The organism is Alsobacter sp. P4_H11, from assembly GCF_056400925.1.
Genome location: NZ_JBFUKI010000002.1, coordinates 116,301 through 134,803, shown reverse-complemented (window position 1 = coordinate 134,803; position 18,503 = coordinate 116,301). Strand labels below are relative to the sequence as shown.

Below are 18,503 nucleotides of genomic sequence, written 5' to 3'. Positions count from 1 at the left end.
CCGTCATTGCGAGCCAGAGGCGAAGCAATCCAGTCTAACGATCTGGCGTCAGACTGGATTGCTTCGCTTTCGCTCGCAATGACGGGAGGGTGGCGCGAGCGCCCCTGAAGCCCTCCCAACAGAAAGCAAACCAATAAGCGCCGGTCGACTCGCCTTGCGCTTCCCTCGCCGCCGCCCTAATCCGGGGCTCCCCAACGGAGAACCCCAAATGACCATCGAACGCATCGGTTGCGGCCCTCGCATGAGCGACGCCGTGGTGCACGGGAGCACGGTTTACCTCGCCGGCCACGTGGCGGACGCCGCCAAGGGCAAGAGCGTCACCGAGCAGACGCGCGACATCCTGGCCCAGATCGACGAGACGCTGGCCGAGGCCGGCACGGACAAGACCAAGGTCCTCTCCGCCACCATCTACCTCGCCGACATCTCCACCTTCGGCGAGATGAACGCCGTCTGGGACGCGTGGGTCCCGCAGGGGAACACCCCGGCCCGCGCCACCGTGGAGGCGAAGCTCGCCGCCCCGGCCTACACGGTCGAGATCGTCATGGTGGCGGCCCGCTAAGGGCCGCTCGCGGCGGCGGCTACACCCAGCCGCCGTCCACCACGTAATGCTGGTTCGTGCAGGCGCCGGCTTCCTCGGACGCCATGAACACCGTGAACTTGGCGAGGTCGTCCGGAACGAGCTTGCGCTTCAGGCACTGGCGCTCCATCAGCTCCTTCTCGCCCTCGGGCGTGAGCCACAGGTCGAGCTGCCGCTGCGTCATGATCCAGCCCGGCGCGATGGCGTTGACGCGGATGTTGTATTCGCCGAAATCGCGCGCCAGCGAGCGCGTCAGGCCGATCACGCCGGACTTCGACGCCGTGTAGGCCGCCATGCCGCCCTGGCCGACCATCCAGGACACCGAGCCGAAATTGATGATGGAGCCGGCCCGCGCTGCCTTCATGTCCTCCAGCACCGCCTGGGCGCAGAAGAACTGGTGGCGCAGGTTCACGGCGATGCGCCCGTCCCAGTATTCGGGCGTCACGTCCTCGGTCTTGTGGCGCTCGTCATGGGCGGCGTTGTTGACCAGCACGCTCACGGAACCGAGCTTGGCCCGGATCGCCGCGATCGACGCGCGCAGCGCCGCGATGTCGGTGAGGTCGCAATGCTCGAACTGCACGGTGGCGCCCTGTCCGGCGAGCTCGGCCGCGACCTTCTCGGAGGCCGGCTTGTTGATGTCGAGGAAGCCCACCTTGGCTTTCTGGCGCGCGAAGGCGCGGACGATGGCCTCGCCGATGCCGCTGCCGCCGCCGGTTACGATCACGACCTTGCTTTCGAGATCGGGGTAGATGGCTCCCTGCGCCATGATGATCCTCCGTGTTGCCCGGCCGCCCGGCGAGCGGCTTCTGGTTGGGGGGCACCTTGGCACAACCCCGCGCGGTCCGCCACCCGGTGCGCCTAAATGAGAGGCACGTACCTCAACCAGGAATTGCAAGCTCAGCGGGGCGATCCAAGCGCCTCAAAAGGCATGGAAAGAGCGGCGCACGTCATCCTTGATTTTCGCCCCCGGGCCGATACCGTGGCGCATGCCGTCGCGGTGGACGCCGGAACAATCGGCGCGGCGAACGGCGACCTGGAGGGCGCCTCGATGAAGTCATTCCTGCGCACGGCCGCGCTGGCCGCCGGCATCTCATTGATCAGCCTCGCCGCCCACGCCCAGTCGGGCGCGCTCAACAAGGCGGTCGGCGGCTATTCGTTCGAGGACGCCGCCAAGGAGGCGCCCGGCACCAAGGATTTCAACTCGAAGGACGGCAAGCTCACCTTTGCGATCGTCACCCACACGGCCGGCAACGGCTTTTTCGATCCCACCTATGTGGGCGCGCAGGTGGCCGCCAAGGCGTTCGGCGTCAACCTCATCATGCTGGGCTCGGAAGCCCCGGTGGACGACATCCCGCGCGAGATCGCGATCCTCAACCAGATCGTCCAGGACCCGACCATCGACGGCGTCATCATGACGACCCCGCAGTCGGGCGCGTACAACGACCTCGTCAAGAAGCTGATGGAGCGCGGCATCCCGGTCGCGACCACCAACTCGTATGATCCCGCCATCACCAACCGCAACGGCATCTCGCACACCGGCCAGGACGCCAGCGCGGCCGCGATCGGCGGCGAGGCGCTGGTGCAGTGCCTGGTGAAGAACAACGTCAAGGGCGGGACGATCATCTTCCCGAACACCACGACGCTCGGCAATGTCGAGGTCAACAACCGCATCACGGCCGCTTTCCAGGCCACCGTGAAGGCGTTGAACGCCGCCGGCAAGCTCAAGGACTTCAAGGTCGACGCCGGCCCGCAGAACATCGGCATCGACGTCGACAAGGACAACATCGTCGGCTCCATCGTGACGCTGATCGAGAGCCGCAAGGACGTGGTCGGCGCCTTCGCGGCCAACGGCTTCGTCACCCCGGCGCTGGGCGACGCCATCAGCCAGGTGAAGAAGAACAACCAGGTCTGCGCCTTTGGCTTCGATCTCGGGCCCAAGCAGCAGGAGCAGATCCGCACCGGCGCGCTCACGGGCTCGCTCGGGCAGCAGCCCTTCCTGCAGGGCTTCTGGCCGGTGGCGCAGCTCTACCTCCAGATCGACCGCGGGATCGCGGCCGCCAACCTGGACACGCGTGCGCAGCTCGTCACCAAGGACACGGTCGACAAGATCGGCAAGCGCTTCGAGAATTGACGCGTAGCATCGTCTTCGCGTCATCCCCGGCGGCGCGCAGCGCCGGGAAGGGGATCCATGGCCACCCCGTCGTTGCGAGGAGCGCAGCGACGAAGCAATCCAGGCGCCGGGCGACAAGCTCGGCGCCAGCTGACCCTGCCTCTGGATTGCTTCGCTGCGCTCGCAATGACGGCGAGGTGCTGAGACAACGAGCCTCCAACCGAGGATGCCCATGACCAGCGTCGCCTCGGCCCCACCGGCCGCCGGCAGGCCGGCTTCCCTGCCGCTGCAGCTCGCGGGCGGCTGGGAGGTGGGCATCCTCGTGTTCATGGCGGCGCTCTACCTCGTGGGCGTCTTCATCAACCCCGGCTTCTTCGGCTCCACGGACGCCGTCTCGTCCGTGCTGCGCGACACCGCCCGCTATGGCGTCATGGCGGTCGGCATGACGTTCGTGATCGTCAACAAGGAGCTCGACCTCTCGGTCGGCTCCATCATGGGGCTGGTCGCAACCGTCTTCTCAATTCTCTACGCGCCGTCTCACCTCGATCTCGGGGCCGGCTGGGCCATCTTCGGCGCGGTGCTCACCGGGCTCGCGGTCGGCCTCGTCAACGGCGTACTGGTCACCCGCCTTAAGGTGCCGGCCTTTATCGCCACGCTCACCATGCTGTTCATCGGCCGCGGCTTCGTGCTCGGCCTCACGGGCGGCAAGACGGTCGCGTTCGAGCGCAAGGCCGTGGCGGATGGCTGGTTCTTCGGCTGGGGCGAAACCAACGCGCTCGGCTTCAACAGCCAGATCCTGATCTTCGCCGCCGTAGCCGTGCTGGGCGCGCTGGCGCTGGCCAAGACCCGCATGGGCTACGAGACTTATGCGGTCGGTGGCAACGAGCAGGCGGCCTCCTATGCGGGCATCCCGACCCGCTGGGTCCGCCTGCGCGCCTACCTGCTCTCGGCGCTCGGCGCCACGCTGGCCGGGCTGATGATCGTCGCGCAGGACAAGGGCATTACGTCGCAATATGGCGGCGGGGCTGAGCTCGTCGTGATCGCGGCCGTGATCGTGGGCGGCGCCTCCATCGCGGGCGGGCGCGGCAGGGTGGTCGGCGCCTGCCTGGGCGCCGCGCTGGTGGTGCTGATCGACAAGGTGCTGCGCGAGGGCATCCCGATCACGCGCGAGATCGACGTCGGCGGCGTCAAGATGGAGGTGCAGGCCTATGCGCAGCTGCCGCCCGGCGCCGTCCCGGCCTTCCTGGGCCTGATCCTGCTCGGCGCCGTGCTGATCGAGCCCTGGGCCATCAAGGGCGGCGGCGCTGCGCGCGTCTGGGCGCTGCTGCGCCGGCGCGCCGCCCCGCCCGCCGCCGACCGGGGCGAAGCCGCCATCGTGGGCGCGCAAACCCGTGGCGCGGGATCTGATGCCCGGGGCGTGGGAGCGGCCGGCATCCGCGCGTTCCTGGCCCGCCGGGACGCGGCCGCCATCATGCTCACCGTGGGGCTGTGGCTGGTCGGGCTCTGGCTGCGGCCGGATTTCTGGGGCTTGCTCGACAACTCCTTCAACCTCCTGCTCGCCTTCACCGAAATCGCGCTGGTCAGCGTCGGCCTCACCTTCGTGCTCGCCAACGGGGACGTGGACCTGTCCGTCGGCTCGGTGCTGGCGCTGTCGGGCGCCATCGCGGCCTTTCTGATGAAGGAGCTCGGGGCCGACCCCGCAGTGGCGGTGCTGTGTGCGCTGGTCGGCGCCACGCTGTGCGGCGTCGTCAACGGCCTGCTCACGGTGCGCTTCGGCCTGCCCGCCTTCGTGGCCACGCTCGGCACATTCTACATCGCGCGCGGCCTCGGGGCCTGGCTGGTGGCCGGGCGTCAGCTCTCGGGCTTTTCCGAAAACTTCAACCTCATGGGCCGCAACCTCTTCGAGGTGCTGACATGGTTCGGCGCGGCGCCCTCGTCCGGGCTGCTGCTCGCGGTCGCCAAGGCCGTGAGCGTGCAGACGCTGTTTCTGGGGCTCGTCGCCCTCCTGGCCGGGATCGTGCTCGCCCGCACGGTATGGGGCCAGATGGTCTACGCGGTGGGCGGCAACGAGCGCGCGGCGCGTTATGCGGGCATCGACACCCGCGCGGTGCGCTTCTGGTCGCTGGTGTTCTCGGCGCTTTGCGCCTCGGCGGCCGGCGTCATCTACGTGGCCTATTACCGCTCGTTCAATCCGTCGGCCGGGAACCTGCGCGAGCTCGATGGCATCGCGGCCGTGATCATCGGCGGCGGCTCGATCTTCGGCGGTTTCGGCACCGTGCTGGGCTCGCTGGCGGGCGCGGCGGCCATCACGCTCATCCGCTCGCTGCTGTCGCTGCAGCTCATCCTGGCCGACGGCTCGTCCTTCGTGATGCCGCAGCACTGGATGAACGTGTTCATTGGCCTCGTGCTGATCGGCGCGGTGGTGGGCGACATCTGGATCCGGCAGGAAAACATCCTGGCGCGCCTTGTGCGCCGCCGCTCGTGAGGATCACCGCATGACACCCGTCATCGAGATGCGCGGCATCCAGAAGCACTTCGGCGCCGTGCACGCGCTGCGCAACGTGAATTTCACGCTCGGGCCGGGCGAGATCCTCGGCCTCGTCGGCGACAACTCGGCCGGCAAGTCCACCCTCATGAAGGTGATGACCGGAGCCTATGGGCGCGATGGCGGCGACGTGCTGGTGGACGGCCAGCCCACCCAGTTTCGCAGCCCGCAGGAGAGCCGCGACGTCGGCATCGAGATGATCTACCAGGACTTCGCGCTGTGCGGGAACATGGACATCGGCCAGAACATCTTTCTGGGCCGCTGGCCGCGCCGCTTCGGCCTTTTCGTGGATCGCCCGCGCATGTACGCGGAGGCCAACGCGGTGCTGAAGCGCCTCAAGGTCGACGTCAACTCGGTGTTCCAGAAGGTCGAAAGCCTGTCGGGCGGGCGCCAGCAATCCGTCGCCATCGCGCGCGCCATCTCGTTCAACCCGCGCGTCGTGATCTTCGACGAGCCCACCGCCAACCTGTCCGTGATGGCGACCGAGCGCCTGCTGGAGACCATGGCGGAGCTGAAGCGCCAGGGCGTCGCGCAGGTCATCATCTCGCATCGGCTCACCGACATCTTCGAAGTCGGCGACCGCGTGATGGTGCTGAAGCGCGGCGAGAATGTCGGCGACCGCTACGTCAAGCACACGGACGAACGTGAGGTGCTGGAGCTTATCGTCTCCGGCTCGCCCGAGACCGCCCTGACGGCCGACGAGGCGCTCGCAAAGGCGGCGTGAGGGGCGGGCGCGCGCCGACCTGTGATCATCTCAGTTTCCACTAGCCACAACTCTCTCCGTCATCCCCGGCGGCGCGTAGCGCCGGGAAGGGGATCCAAGGGCAAAGGCGCTCGCCCCTGGATCCCCTTCCCGACCTGCTGCGCAGGTCGCCGGGGATGACAGCCCAATCCAAAGCATCGCTTGGGGCCTCAGCCTCCCTTTCCCGTTTGCGAGCGTCACCGCTCTGGCGCACCATGGCGGTCAAGAAGTCTGCGGAGGATCTCCTGATGCGCGTCAAACTGGCCGTTCTGGCCGTCCTTCTCACCAGCGCGGCGTCGCTGGCCCAGACAGCCCCGGCAACGCAGGCGCCGGCGCCGGAAGGCGCGACCGGCCGTGCGGTGCGCACCACCCAGGAGGCGACGCGCTACATGGTGGCGGCCGCCAACCCGCTTGCCGCCGAGGCCGGCCGCGAGATGCTGCGGGCAGGCGGAAGCGCGGTGGACGCCGCCATCGCGGCGCAGCTCGTGCTCAATCTTGTGGAGCCGCAGAGCTCCGGCATCGGCGGCGGCGCCTTCCTGGTGCATTGGGACGCCAGGAAACGCGAGGTGGACACGCTCGACGGGCGCGAGACGGCCCCGGCCGCCGCAACGCCGACGCGCTTCATGGCGGCGGACGGCAAGCCCATGCCGTTCTACACGGCCGTCGTGGGCGGGCGCAGCGTCGGCGTGCCGGGCACGCCGCAACTGCTCGGCGAGGCGCATGAGCGCTGGGGCCGCCTCCAATGGCGTCGGCTGTTCGAGCCGGCCATCCGGCTGGCCGAGAACGGCTTCGTGGTGTCGCCGCGGCTGGCTGGGCTGCTCGCGCAGGAGAAGTTCCTGTCGTCCAATCCGCGCGCCAAGGCGCTGTACTATCCTGACGGCAAGCCGCTCGAAGCCGGCGTGACGCTGAAAAATCCGGCGCTGGCGCGCACCTTCCGCGTCCTGGCCGAGCAGGGGCCGCAGGCCTTCTACACGGGCGAGATCGCGGAGGACATCGTCGCCACCGTGCAGGGCCATCCCACCAATCCAGGCGACATGACGCTGGGCGATCTGCAGCGCTATCGCGTGGTGGAGCGCGAGCCGGTGTGCGGCCGCTACCGAGCGTTCCGGGTGTGCGGCATGGGCCCGCCGAGCTCCGGCGCCGTCGCCGTGCAGCAGATGCTGGGCGTGCTCGAGGGGCAGCCCATGGCGCGCCTGCGCGGCGCCGACGCCGCGCACTGGTTCGCGGAGGCCGGGCGCCTCGCCTTCGCGGATCGGGCGCTCTACCTCGGCGACCCCGCATTCGTGAGCGTGCCGGTCGAGGGGCTCATCGACCCCGCTTATGTGAAGAGCCGCGCCGCGCTCGCCAACCCGGACCGCAGCATGGGCAAGGCCAAGGCCGGCGAGCCACCCATGCGCAAGACCGACCTGCTGCTCGCGCCCTCGGACGGGATCGAGCACGGCACCAGCCACATCTCGGTGGTGGACGCCGAGATGAACGCCGTTTCGATGACCACCACCATCGAGGACGGGTTCGGCTCGCGCCTGCTCACCGAGGGTGGATTCCTGCTCAACAACGAGCTGACGGACTTCAACTTCGCCCCGACCGACGACGGCAAGCCGGTGGCCAACAGGGTGGAGCCCGGCAAGCGGCCGCGCAGCTCCATGGCCCCCACCATTGTGTTCGACGCCTTCGGGCGGCTTTATGCGGTCACGGGCTCGCCCGGCGGCAGCCAGATCATTGGCTTCGTCGGCAAGACGCTGGTCGGGCTGCTGGACTGGAAGCTCGACCCGCAGGTCGCCGTGGACCTGCCCAATATGGGCAGCCGCAACGGCCCCACCGAGCTCGAGGCCGGCACCGAGGCCGAAGCCTGGAAACCCGCCCTGGAGGCCAAGGGCCACGAAGTGAAGCTGCTTGAGATGACGTCCGGCATCCAGGCCATCGTGCTCGCGCCCGGCGGCTTCCTGGGCGGCGCCGACTCCCGCCGCGAAGGCGTGGCGATCGGGGATTAGACGGGGAGCTGGGCGTAAACCCCGCAATCATTGCGAGCGCCGCGAAGCAATCCAGGCGCCGGGCGTAGCGCCCAGCCTCTGGATTGCTTCGCCTTCGGCTCGCAATGACGGGAGGGCGGTAGAACTCTCAGGCCGCGTTGGACGAATTCGCCGTTTGCGTCAGGATTGCGTAGATCGCGTCCGCGTCGCGGGCGGCGCGCAGCTTGGCCGTGATGGCCGGCTCGCGCAGCACGCGGGCGACGCGGGCGAGAGCCTTGAGGTGGTCCGCGCCGGCCGCCTCGGGGGCGATCAGCAGGAAGATGAGGTCGACGGGCTCGCCGTCCAGCGCCTCGAAGTCGATCGGCTTTTCCAGCCGGGCGAACAGCCCGAACAGCTTCGGCGACTTCGCCAGCTTGCCGTGCGGGATCGCGATGCCGTGCCCGATCCCGGTGGAGCCCAGGCGCTCGCGCTGCAGCAGCGTGTCGAAGAGGTCGCGCTCCGGAAGGCCCGAAAGCGCGGAGGCGCGCTCGGCCAGGTCCTGGAGGGCCTGCTTCTTGGTGTTTGCCCTCAGAACGGGCAGAACCGCCTCGGGTGTCAGGAAGTCGGAAAGCGGCATGGTCGCCTTGTCTTCATGGATGCGCGCCGAACCAGACCCGCGTAGCACGAAACGGGCCAAAGATCCGTGTACGGAAGGGCGCCGGGATCAGGCGCCGGCGGTCGCCGTAATGGCGGGAGGATCGATCCACCCCAGGTTGCCGTCGGTCCTGCGGTAGACCATGTTCACCCGCCCGCTGCCGGCGTGGACGAACACCACGACGGGCGATCCGGTGAGGTCGAGCTCGATCACGGCCTCGCTCACCGAGAGGGTGCGCATGTTCTTCTTGGTTTCGGCGATCACCAGCGGGTGGAACTCCTGCTGCGGCTCCTCGTCCTCGTCGAGGTCGGGGGTCTGGATCACCGAATAGGGCGCCTCCACGACGCGGCCATTGGCCTGGGCCGGCCCGCGGTCCTTGAGGCGGCGCTTGTAGCGGCGCAGGCGCTTCTCGATGCGCTCGGCCGCCTGGTCGGAGCTCGCATAGGGATCATGCGCCGTCCCTTCGGCCTGCAGCGTCACCCCGGAGGCGAGGTGCAGCGTGCAATCGGTCCGGAAGCCCGTGCCTTCGCGCTGCACGATGGCGTGGCCCGAGAAGCCGCCGTCGAAATACTTGGCGATCGCCGCCGTAACACGGTCGACGACTTGTGCCCGCAACGCTTCGCCGATGTCGAGATTTTTGCCCGAGACGCGCAATGCCATTGGGTCCACTCCCGGTCGCCTTGTGCCCGGCGACAAATGGACGGGTCCAAGCGCCCGTCTCTCTGGTCGGCAAGACGTAAGGACGGGTCGTTTGGAAGTCAATGCGGCTGGCGTCTTAACCCCGCGCCAGGGCGGCGGCGCTCAGCGCCATCTTCTCGCGGCGGCGCTCGACCGACGACGGAATGCGCAGTCCCTCCCGATACTTGGCGACCGTCCGGCGGGCGATGTCGACGCCCGAGTCGCGCAACTTCTGCACGATGGCGTCGTCCGACAGCACGTCCTGCGGGCTCTCGGCGTCGATCATCTGCTTGATCCGGAATCGCACCGCCTCGGCCGAATGCGCCTCGCCGCCCCGTGTCGCCGCGATGGAGGCGGTGAAGAAGTACTTCATCTCGAAGATGCCGCGCGGCGTCGCGACGTACTTGTTCGAGGTGACGCGCGAAACGGTCGATTCGTGCATCCCGATCGCGTCCGCGACGGTGCGCAGGTTCAGGGGCCGCAGGTGCTGCACGCCCAGCGCCAAAAACGAATCCTGCTGCCGCACGATCTCGGTCGCGACCTTCAGGATGGTGCGGGCCCGCTGCTCCAGGCTGCGCGTCAGCCAGTTGGCGGTCTGCAGGCAGTCGGTCAGGTAGGTCTTGTCGGTGTCGCTCTTGGCCGAGCCGGACACCTTGGCCAGGTAGCTCTGGTTCACCAGCACGCGCGGCAGCACGTCGGAATTGAGCTCGATCAGCCAGCCGCCATCCGCGGCCTGGCGGATGTAAACGTCCGGGATCACGGGCTGGATCGGCGACCCGCCGAAGCGCAGGCCGGGCTTCGGGTCGAGCCGCCGCACCTCCGCGACCATGTCGCTGAGATCCTCGTCGTCGACGCCGCACAGCCGCTTCAGGCTGGCGAAGTCGCGCCGCGCCAGCAGGTCAAGATGCGCCAGCAGGGTCGCCATGCAGGGGTCGTAGCGGTTCTGCTCCTGCAGCTGCAGGCGCAGGCATTCGGCCAGGGAACGGGCGCCCACGCCCGTCGGCTCAAAGCTCTGCACGATGGCGAGCACGCGCTCCACGGCCGCCAGCGGCACGCCCAGGCGCTCCGCCACAGGCTCGACCGGCTCGGTGATGTAGCCGGACTCTTCCACCAGATCGATCAGCGACAGCCCGATCAGGCGCTCCACCGGGTCCTCGGTGGCCACCTGCAGCTGCTCGGTCAGGCTGTCGTGCAGCGAGCCCTGGGCGGCCACGAAGGCCTCGAGGTTGACCTCGTCGTCGCCGTCGCGCCCGCCGCCGCCGACGCCGCTCCAGTTGGTGGAGGACAGGCCCAGCCCGTCGCCCGCCTCGCCCGTGGTGGCGCGCGGCTCGGCCGTCACGGCCGGGGCGTCGTCCGGAAAAACATTGTCGAAGCTGGTGTCCTGGCGGTCGTCGATCTCGCCGCGCTCGGGGGCCATTTCGGCTGGCGCCCATTCGGTCTCGCCCGAAGGCGCGTCGGCGGCCTCGAACGCATCGGCGGTTCGCTCCACCGGCCCGTCGGGCTCCTCGGCCCGCTCCAGCAGCGGATTGCGCTCGAGCTCGGCGTCCACGTAGTTCACCAGCTCGATGCTGGAAAACTGCAGCAGCTTGATCGCCTGCAGGAGCTGCGGCGTCATCACCAGGGACTGCCCCTGGCGGATTTCCAGCCGCTGAGAGAACCTCATACCGTATCGCGCCCCACACTTCGGCGTGACCACGCGGGTCCCGGCACGAAATTTGCTGGGGCTGTTTTACCGCGCTTTTTACAGGCTGGTCAAAGGGTCGGGCCCGACTAACGCGTCCGGTGTTTAACGAATTGCGTCGTCGCCGCGGACGCACAACCGCGCGTGGCGATGGGCGGAGAATCGCAACCGTCCGCGATCCGCGCCGAAGCGCCGGTCGAAGTCGGGATGACCACGCAATCCCCTCATCCTGAGGAGCATCGCCCCTTGGCGATGCGTCTCGAAGGACGAGGAACACCAGAGCGCTCCCACGATCAGCCTCATGGAACCCTCGTCCTTCGAGACGCAGGCCCAAGCGGGCCTGCTCCTCAGGATGAGGGCTTTCAGGGGACTGCTCGGTTGATGGGCGCTAATGGGCAGTTGGACCGTCGGCTTAAAGCCGGAAGTCCTCGCCCAGATACAGCCGCCGCACTTCCTCGCTGGCGATGATCTCGTCGGGCTTGCCCTCCATCAGCACCCGTCCCGAGTGGATGATGTAGGCGCGGTCGATCAGTCCCAGCGTCTCGCGGACGTTATGGTCGGTGATCAGCACGCCGATGCCGCGGCCCGTGAGGTGGCGCACCAGCGCCTGGATGTCGCCCACCGCGATGGGGTCGATGCCCGCAAAGGGCTCGTCCAGCAGCATGAAGGAGGGCCGCCCGGCCAGCGCGCGGGCGATCTCGCAGCGCCGCCGCTCACCGCCCGACAGCGCGATGGAGGGCGACTGCCGCAGCCGCTTGATGTCGAACTCTTCCAGCAGCGAATCGAGGTCAGCCTCGCGCTTGTCGCGGTCCGCCTCCACCACCTCGAGCACGGCCCGGATGTTGTCCTCCACGTTGAGGCCGCGAAAGATCGAGGCCTCCTGCGGCAGGTAGCCGATGCCCAGCCGCGCACGCCGATACATCGGCAGCGGCGTGATGTCGTGCCCGTCCAGCGAGATCCGGCCGCGATCGGCCTTCACCAGCCCGGTGATCATGTAGAAGATGGTGGTCTTGCCCGCGCCGTTTGGGCCGAGCAGGCCGACCGCCTCGCCCTGCCGCACCGTCAGGCCGGCGTCCTGCACCACCGCGCGGCCGCGATAGCTCTTGGCGAGTCCGCGCACCAGGAGGACGCCGGGGCCGCCCTCGTCGTCCATCCCGACGCCCATGCCGCCCGGGGCCGTGGGCTGGCCGGGCGCGCTCTCGTGTTTGCGGGACAGGAAATTCATGAGCTCGGGGTCCGGGTGGCGCGGAGCGCGCCTGTTCCTAGCCAAGGACAGGCCAACCCGCAATCATCTCGCAGTGTGGCCGTGGGCGGCCAGGGAAAACAAAGTCAAAGCGCTCTCGACTTTGATAAATCGAAGCAGTCGCACCGAACCCCTCATCCTGAGGAGCGGGCCCCCTTGGGCCTGCGTCTCGAAGGACGAGGGGCTCAAGTGAACTCAATCATCCAGCGCACTGGACCCCTCGCCCTTCGAGACGCCATGCTGGCGCATGGCTCCTCAGGATGAGGGGCATTGTGTTCCGTGGCCTTGAATGGCCTCAGCTCTTCGGCTTGGCCGGGGCGGCCGGCTTCTTCTTGGCGTCGGCCTCGTCGTTGCCGGGCACGAAGAAGCCCTTCACGCGGCCCCCCTCGACGATCGCGACGCCGGTTTCGGTGTTGTAGACGAGCTTCTGGCCCTTGGTGACGTTCTCGCCCTGGCTCAGCGCGACGTCGCCCGTCAGGACGATGCGGTTGGAGCCGCGGTCGAACACGCCCTCGTTGCCGGTGGCGATCTGGTCCTTGTTGATCACGATCACGCCGCCCTTGGCCTCCACGCGCTTGAGCTGCGTGCCGCCTTCGCCCTCGCCATCGGCGGCCGGGGCTGCCGCAGGCGCAGCCGGCGCGGCGGCGGGGGTCGCGGCAGGCGTGGCGGCCGCCGTAGCCTGGCCGTTCGCCGCAGTCGGGGCGGCTTTGTTCTGCCGCTCGAAATACACGATCATGGTCGGGCACTTGATCGTGGTGTCGCCCTGGATCGCGATGACGTTGCCGGTGTAGACCGCGCGCTGCTCCTTGTTGAACACTTCGAGCTTGTCGGCGTCGATCTTGATCGGCTCCTTGGAGTTGCCGCCGAAGCCCGGCAGGCCGGCGCTTTTCTTGGCCGGGGTCTGCGCCGAAGCGGGGGGCGCGGCGGCCAGCGCCAGCGCGCCGGCGGCGACCATCAACGCGAGGGTGGGGCGGGCGAAAGCGCGGATCATGGGGTCGTTCCCTTGGCCTGGCCGGCGGGCCGGTCGCTCTGGTCGGACAGCATCACTGTGTGGACGCGCCCCTTGAAGATCACAACCTGCCCGTTGTCCAGCATTTCGAGCGCGTCTGCGCGGATCGTCCCGCCGGTGAACTTCAATTCGACCGGCTCGGTGGATTGCACGGTGCCGGCCTTGAAGTTCACGTCCGCGACCTTCATGGCGACGTCATAGCCCGTGTCGGTCTTCACCCGCACGTCGTCCTTGAGCTGGATGGCCTCGGCCTGCGAGTTGTAGACGCCGTTCAGCGCCTCCACATTGGCGAAGCCTTTGTCCTGCAGGGCGATGCGCGCCTTGATGTCCTTGAGCTCGATCACGTTGGGGTTCTTGACGTCGGACGAGGCCCAGCGGGCCGTCACCTCATAGGGGCGCTTGTCCTTCTTGAAGCCCGAGAGCTTCGGGGCCTCCATCGTCACCTTCGTGCCGTTGATGCTGAGCGGCCCCACCGACACGCCGTCCGGAATGGCCCGGAACGGGTTCCAGAACGCGAAGAACCCCACGCCGAGCACCAGCAGCACGGCGCCGATCGGGATGATGCGCCGCAGCCAACGCACGCGCCCCGAGTGCCGCAGCGCCGCATCGTAGCGCCGCTGCGTTCCGGGCGTCTGCTGTCCGAACCGCGTGCTTCCCGTCGCCATGGAGGCTGGTGATCTCCGTCTGGGCCGTCGCAGGGGCGCGACGACGGTGTCCGTCCGCCGGATCGCGCCTGTCGCGGCGCGCGTATCGCGGGCCCGGCGTCGGGCTCCGCGGCAGAGTCGTATCGCATAGATGGGGCGCCCGGCCGGAATTTGCCAGCGTCTGCCCGTCGCGTGCTTAAGCGTGCGCGAAGATATCCGTTTCGGCCCAGCCGAGTAAATCCAGCCGCGCGCGGGTTGGCAGGAATGTGAACGCCGCCTGGGCGAGATCCGTGCGGTTCTCCCGAGCCAGCATGGCGTCGAGCTTCACCTTCATGGCGTGCAGGTGCAGCACGTCCGAGGCCGCGTAGCTCTGCTGCGCGTCCGTGAGCGTCGCCGCGCCCCAGTCGGAGGATTGCTGCTGCTTGGAGATCTCCTGGCCGAGCAGTTCGCGCACGAGATCCTTCAGGCCGTGCCGGTCCGTGTAGGTGCGCACCAGCTTGGAGACGATCTTGGTGCAGTACACCGGCCCTGGCATCACCCCGAAGGTGTGGAACAGGACGGCGAGATCGAACCGCGCGAAATGGAAGAGCTTGATGACCTGCGGGTCGGCCAACAGCCGCTGCAGGTTGGGGGCGCTCGTCTGGCCGGCCGCGATCTGCACGAGATCAGCGTCGCCGTCGCCAGAGGAAAGCTGCACGAGGCAGAGCCTGTCGCGCAGCGGATTGAGCCCGAGGGTCTCGGTGTCGATCGCCACGATCGGGCCGAACGAGGCGTGATCGGGCAGGTCGCCTTGGTGCAGTCGAATGGTCATGGGAAACCGGCGTCCGGAGAGCGGCCGGGGCGGCGCGCGTTGCCTAGCGCGTTACCACGGTTTCGCCGCCCGGAACCACCGGTTTCTCCAATCGAGGCTGCCGATCAGCGCAGTCCGAAGAACGACAGCACCGCAATCACCACAACCACCAGTCCGACGATGTAAATCACGCTGTTCATGTCCAGCCTCCGTTTGAAAGATGCCCGAATAACGGCGTACCGACGGAGATCGTTCCGGCAGCGCTCAAGAATCGCCGACGCGTGGTTTACGGCGGTCGCGCGCTCATCGCGGCTTGTGCTTCAGCCTTGCCTGCCTGCCCGAACCGCGAGAGCCTGCCGGCCAGCACGGGAGCCCGCCTGATGACCACCGATGACACGACGGAAACGCAAACCGCCACCCAGCAAATCGACGCGAAGATCGCCGCGCTCGGCGACTGGCGGGGCGAGGCGCTGGCCCGCGTCCGCGCGCTGATCCGGGCGGCCGAGCCCGAAGTCGTCGAGGAGGTGAAATGGCGCGGCGTGCCGGTCTGGTCGCTGAACGGCATCCTGTGCACGGGCGAGACCTACAAGGCGGCCGTGAAGCTGACCTTTCTCAAAGGGGCCTCGCTGCCGGACCCAGCCAGCCTGTTCAACGCCAGCCTCGAAGGCGGAACGCGACGCGCGATCGACATCCACGAGGGCGAGGCTCCGGACGAAGCAGCCTTCACGGCGCTGATCCGGGCGGCCGCCGACCTGAACCGCGCGAAGCGCAAGTAGCGCGCACCGGAGCCGCCCAACTAAATCCCGCGCAACAAAAAAGCCGCCCGAAGGCGGCTTTTTTTCGTCGGGCCGGGCTCCACCGCGCCTGCATGGCAGGGTTGCGATGGTGCCCAGGAGAGGACTCGAACCTCCACGTCCTTTCGGACACTGGCACCTGAAGCCAGCGCGTCTACCAATTCCGCCACCTGGGCCCGGCGCGCTTTCTAAGGGGGGGATTCAGGTGTGTCAACGCCGCCCCGGGCCCATTCGCGAACATTCTTCGGCCGTCCTTCGCCGACCCGAGGTGCGGCCCCATTCCGGCCACGGGCGAAACGCTCCCGAAACCTCAACTTGACTGTGCGGGGACGTCGCGGCGGTCTGCCCTTGTCAGGACGCATTCGCGGCCCCACCATATCACCATGGCACAAAGCCCCAGAGGCGATGCGATGAACAGGAACGCCGGCCGCAAGCTCCCGCCGCTCATGAAGCGGCACCCGGTTCTGCGGCTCGTGCTCGAACACGCGGCGCTTGGCGCGCTGCTTGGGCTCGTCTTCGCGGTCGCGCTTCTCGCCTTCGACGCGCATGGACTGCGCCGGCTGATCGCCGAATCGGACAGCGGCTACGTCGCCTTCGCGTTGCTGGCGGTCGGCTTCATGGTGACGTTCGGCAGCCTCGTGGCCGGCGGCGCGATCATGTCGCTGCCCAAGGGCGACGACGACGGCCCCGGCGGCGGGCGTCGCTATCGTTTGCAGCCCATTCCGGTGCGCGCCCGGTCCTCGCGTCGTTCGTCCTCTATACAGCGCGACTGGCATTGACTAAGAGCCTCCTGTTACGCGCAGGAGACCAGCCATGATCCCGACGTCCAACCAACTCGTCACCGTTTTCGGCGGGTCCGGCTTCGTCGGGCGGCACGTCGTGCGCGCCCTGGCGCGCCGCGGCTACCGCATCCGCGTCGCGGTGCGCCGGCCTGACCTCGCGCTCTTCCTCCAGCCGCTCGGCCGCGTCGGCCAGATCCACCCCGTGCAGGCCAACCTGCGCTTCCCGGCCTCCGTGGCCTCCGCGATCGCGGGCGCGGATGCGGTGGTCAACCTTGTCGGCATCCTGAGCGAGGGCGGCAACCAGACCTTCACGGCCGTGCAGGCCGACGGCGCCCGCGCGGTCGCGGAAGCGACGGCCGCCGCCGGGATCACCCGCCTCGTGCAGATGTCGGCGCTGGGCTCCGACCCCGACTCCGAATCGGACTACGCCCGCACCAAGGCGGCCGGCGAGGCCGCCGCCTTCGCGAGCGTGCCCGAGGCAGTGGTGCTGCGGCCCTCCATCGTGTTCGGCCCCGAGGACCAGTTCTTCAACCGCTTCGCGTCGCTCGCCCGCATGTCGCCCGTGCTGCCGCTGGTCGGCGGCGGCGAAACCCGCTTCCAGCCAGTCTTCGTCGGCGACGTGGCGGAGATGGTGTGCCGCGCCATCGACGGGACGATCCGCACCGGCGTCGTCTACGAGTGCGGCGGCCCGGAGGTGAAGACCTTCCGGCAGATCCTCGAATACGTGCTCGCCGTGACGGGCCGCAAGCGCCTGCTCGCGCCGCTGCCCTTCGGCGCCGCCAACATCCAGGCCAGCGTGCTGGAGTTCGTGGACAAGATCAGCCTCGGCCTCCTGCCCGACGCCCTGAAGCTCACGCGCGACCAGGTCCGCCTGCTGCAGGTCGACAACGTCGTGTCGGACGCCGCCAAGGCGGAAGGCCGCACGCTGGAAGGCGTCGGCCTCACGCCCGAGCTCATCGAGGCCGTGGTCCCGTCCTACCTCTACCGCTTCCGCGCCCGCGGCCAGTTCGACGCCAGCAAGTTCGCCTGAGCTGAGCTGAGCGCCGCTCACCGCGCCGGCAGCGCCGCTCGCGCGTCCTCGCGCGCCGAGAGGCGCTTGTGCACGTGCACCATCAGGGCCGTGCCGAACAGCGGCGTCAGGAGGTTGAGGATCGGCACCGCCACCATGCAGGCGATGATGAAGCCGGCGAACAGCACCGTCCCGGCGTTGCGCTCGCGCATGGCCCGCACCTCCGTGAGCGGCCGGAACCGCCCCGCCGCCAGCGCGAAATATTCCCGCCCGAGCAGATAGGCGTTGGCGGCCAGAAACGCCGCGATGTTGATCGGCGGGATCAGCAGGAAGATCAGCGCCACCAAATTCACCAGCAGCGCCACCCCGGCGAAGCGCACCGCCTCCCAGAGTGAAGTGGCGACCGGCAGCGCCGTCCCGGGCGCGTCGGCCGGATAGTGCAGCGCCTCCACCTTCTCGGCGACGTCGTCGAGAAAGAACCCGGCCACCAGCATGCTCACCGGCGGGATCAGGTAGCCAAGCCCGATCACCAGCCCGAAGCCGGCCAGGAACACCGCATAGGCGTCCACCCAGGGGTGCTCGGCCACAAAGGCGGAGCTGCCCAGCCAATAGGCGAAGAGCTTGGTCAGCGCCGCCCAGATCAGCGCCAGCAGCACGGCCGTGAGCCCGAGCGACTTCCACAGCACCTTCCGGAACGGCGGCGACAGGATTTGCCGGAAAGCCCGGAGCGCGGCGTCGAAGATCATGGGCGGGAAATCCTGAGCGTCACAGCATGCCGCTGCCGGCTTCCGGGTCGAACAGCGCGTGCAGCCGGCCCGCGCAGGCCTGCCCGAAGCGGATCAGCAGCGCCTTGCGGGTCGCGGCCGCCATGCGGTGCTCGTCCGGGTCGCGCAGCACCGCGGCCCCATAGGCGTCGGCCACGATCAGCCCGGCGTCCGGCGGCATGATGCCTTCCGGCACATGGCCGGGAATGGCGAAATACAGCCGGTCGCAATGGGCCCGGTAGTCCGGCCATTTCCGGTCCGTCCGGAAATCCTCGACGCTGGACTTGATCTCGACGATCCACACCGTGCCGTCCGGCCCCAGCGCGACGATGTCGGCGCGCCGGCCGGACGCCAGCGGCAGCTCCGTCACGGAGGCGAAGCCGAGCCCTGTCAGCAGCCGGCGCGTGCCGCGGCACACCGCCGACGCCGTTTCGGATTGCCGGCCGTCCACCGGCGGGGAAAGAATCGCGGATGCAAGCATCCGAGGAGTCTAATCCATGCCGTGTTTCGTGGAAACAAGACACGGATCAG

At 68.6% G+C, this 18,503-nt stretch carries 18 protein-coding genes and 1 tRNA gene; 8 read left to right on the top strand and 11 right to left on the bottom strand.

The window, feature by feature from the left end; translation table 11 throughout:
• Positions 1–208: 208 nt before the first annotated feature.
• On the top strand, positions 209–559 hold the full coding sequence (locus tag AC1DSZ_RS04065) for a RidA family protein (RefSeq protein ID WP_476837106.1): 351 nt from the start codon (positions 209–211) through the stop codon (positions 557–559).
• A gap of 19 nt (positions 560–578) precedes the next feature.
• Here the strand turns inward: AC1DSZ_RS04065 and AC1DSZ_RS04060 are convergent, their stop codons facing one another.
• Complete coding sequence (locus AC1DSZ_RS04060) at positions 579–1,343, bottom strand: SDR family NAD(P)-dependent oxidoreductase (protein ID WP_476837105.1); 765 nt, start codon at positions 1,341–1,343, stop codon at positions 579–581.
• Between the two features lie 282 nt (positions 1,344–1,625).
• Between AC1DSZ_RS04060 and AC1DSZ_RS04055 the strand changes: the two genes are divergently transcribed.
• The 4 genes from AC1DSZ_RS04055 to ggt all read left to right on the top strand — a co-directional run bounded on the left by AC1DSZ_RS04055 (position 1,626) and on the right by ggt (position 7,965).
• The gene (locus tag AC1DSZ_RS04055) at positions 1,626–2,708 is read left to right on the top strand and encodes a substrate-binding domain-containing protein (RefSeq protein WP_476837410.1); all 1,083 of its coding nucleotides are present in this window, start codon (positions 1,626–1,628) and stop codon (positions 2,706–2,708) included.
• A 211-nt stretch (positions 2,709–2,919) separates the two neighbouring features.
• Entirely contained in the window at positions 2,920–5,172 is a 2,253-nt protein-coding gene (locus tag AC1DSZ_RS04050) for an ABC transporter permease (RefSeq protein WP_476837104.1), read from the top strand.
• 10 nt (positions 5,173–5,182) lie between these two features.
• The gene (locus tag AC1DSZ_RS04045; RefSeq protein ID WP_476837103.1) at positions 5,183–5,956 is read left to right on the top strand and encodes an ATP-binding cassette domain-containing protein; all 774 of its coding nucleotides are present in this window, start codon (positions 5,183–5,185) and stop codon (positions 5,954–5,956) included.
• Positions 5,957–6,222: 266 nt separating this feature from the next.
• Positions 6,223–7,965: a gamma-glutamyltransferase gene (ggt, locus tag AC1DSZ_RS04040; RefSeq protein WP_476837102.1), complete on the top strand. Its 1,743-nt coding sequence runs from the start codon at positions 6,223–6,225 to the stop codon at positions 7,963–7,965.
• Positions 7,966–8,092: 127 nt separating this feature from the next.
• On the opposite strand, the gene ptsN is transcribed toward ggt, so the two are convergent.
• From ptsN to AC1DSZ_RS04005, 7 genes are all read right to left on the bottom strand, one after another.
• A complete protein-coding gene (ptsN, locus tag AC1DSZ_RS04035; protein WP_188516028.1) occupies positions 8,093–8,560 on the bottom strand; it encodes a PTS IIA-like nitrogen regulatory protein PtsN in 468 nt (155 codons plus the stop codon).
• 87 nt (positions 8,561–8,647) lie between these two features.
• Positions 8,648–9,238 (bottom strand): ribosome hibernation-promoting factor, HPF/YfiA family, encoded by a 591-nt coding sequence (hpf, locus tag AC1DSZ_RS04030; protein WP_476837101.1) that lies wholly within the window; start codon positions 9,236–9,238, stop codon positions 8,648–8,650.
• Positions 9,239–9,353: 115 nt separating this feature from the next.
• A complete protein-coding gene (gene rpoN / locus AC1DSZ_RS04025; protein ID WP_476837100.1) occupies positions 9,354–10,919 on the bottom strand; it encodes an RNA polymerase factor sigma-54 in 1,566 nt (521 codons plus the stop codon).
• Between the two features lie 430 nt (positions 10,920–11,349).
• Positions 11,350–12,162: an LPS export ABC transporter ATP-binding protein gene (gene lptB, locus AC1DSZ_RS04020; RefSeq protein ID WP_476837099.1), complete on the bottom strand. Its 813-nt coding sequence runs from the start codon at positions 12,160–12,162 to the stop codon at positions 11,350–11,352.
• A gap of 313 nt (positions 12,163–12,475) precedes the next feature.
• The gene (locus AC1DSZ_RS04015) at positions 12,476–13,171 is read right to left on the bottom strand and encodes an LptA/OstA family protein (RefSeq protein ID WP_476837098.1); all 696 of its coding nucleotides are present in this window, start codon (positions 13,169–13,171) and stop codon (positions 12,476–12,478) included.
• Positions 13,168–13,854, bottom strand: coding sequence for an LPS export ABC transporter periplasmic protein LptC (gene lptC / locus AC1DSZ_RS04010; protein ID WP_476837097.1), 687 nt, complete (start codon positions 13,852–13,854; stop codon positions 13,168–13,170). The genes AC1DSZ_RS04015 and lptC overlap by 4 nt, the downstream gene beginning before the upstream one ends.
• Before the next feature lie 175 nt (positions 13,855–14,029).
• On the bottom strand, positions 14,030–14,644 hold the full coding sequence (locus AC1DSZ_RS04005; RefSeq protein WP_476837096.1) for a ribonuclease D: 615 nt from the start codon (positions 14,642–14,644) through the stop codon (positions 14,030–14,032).
• A gap of 359 nt (positions 14,645–15,003) precedes the next feature.
• On the opposite strand from AC1DSZ_RS04005, the gene AC1DSZ_RS04000 reads away from it, so the two are divergent.
• Positions 15,004–15,399: a DUF1801 domain-containing protein gene (locus AC1DSZ_RS04000; RefSeq protein ID WP_476837095.1), complete on the top strand. Its 396-nt coding sequence runs from the start codon at positions 15,004–15,006 to the stop codon at positions 15,397–15,399.
• Positions 15,400–15,506: 107 nt separating this feature from the next.
• On the opposite strand, the gene AC1DSZ_RS03995 is transcribed toward AC1DSZ_RS04000, so the two are convergent.
• Positions 15,507–15,593: transfer RNA gene (locus AC1DSZ_RS03995), tRNA-Leu, on the bottom strand.
• 234 nt (positions 15,594–15,827) lie between these two features.
• Between AC1DSZ_RS03995 and AC1DSZ_RS03990 the strand changes: the two genes are divergently transcribed.
• Positions 15,828–16,196 (top strand): hypothetical protein, encoded by a 369-nt coding sequence (locus AC1DSZ_RS03990; protein ID WP_476837094.1) that lies wholly within the window; start codon positions 15,828–15,830, stop codon positions 16,194–16,196.
• Between the two features lie 34 nt (positions 16,197–16,230).
• Positions 16,231–17,229 carry a complex I NDUFA9 subunit family protein gene (locus AC1DSZ_RS03985; protein ID WP_476837093.1) on the top strand — a complete coding sequence of 333 codons (999 nt, stop codon included), beginning with the start codon at positions 16,231–16,233 and terminating at the stop codon, positions 17,227–17,229.
• Between the two features lie 17 nt (positions 17,230–17,246).
• Here the strand turns inward: AC1DSZ_RS03985 and AC1DSZ_RS03980 are convergent, their stop codons facing one another.
• Positions 17,247–17,954 (bottom strand): sulfate transporter family protein, encoded by a 708-nt coding sequence (locus tag AC1DSZ_RS03980; RefSeq protein ID WP_476837092.1) that lies wholly within the window; start codon positions 17,952–17,954, stop codon positions 17,247–17,249.
• A gap of 19 nt (positions 17,955–17,973) precedes the next feature.
• The gene (locus AC1DSZ_RS03975) at positions 17,974–18,453 is read right to left on the bottom strand and encodes an MmcB family DNA repair protein (RefSeq protein ID WP_476837091.1); all 480 of its coding nucleotides are present in this window, start codon (positions 18,451–18,453) and stop codon (positions 17,974–17,976) included.
• Positions 18,454–18,503: the final 50 nt, after the last annotated feature.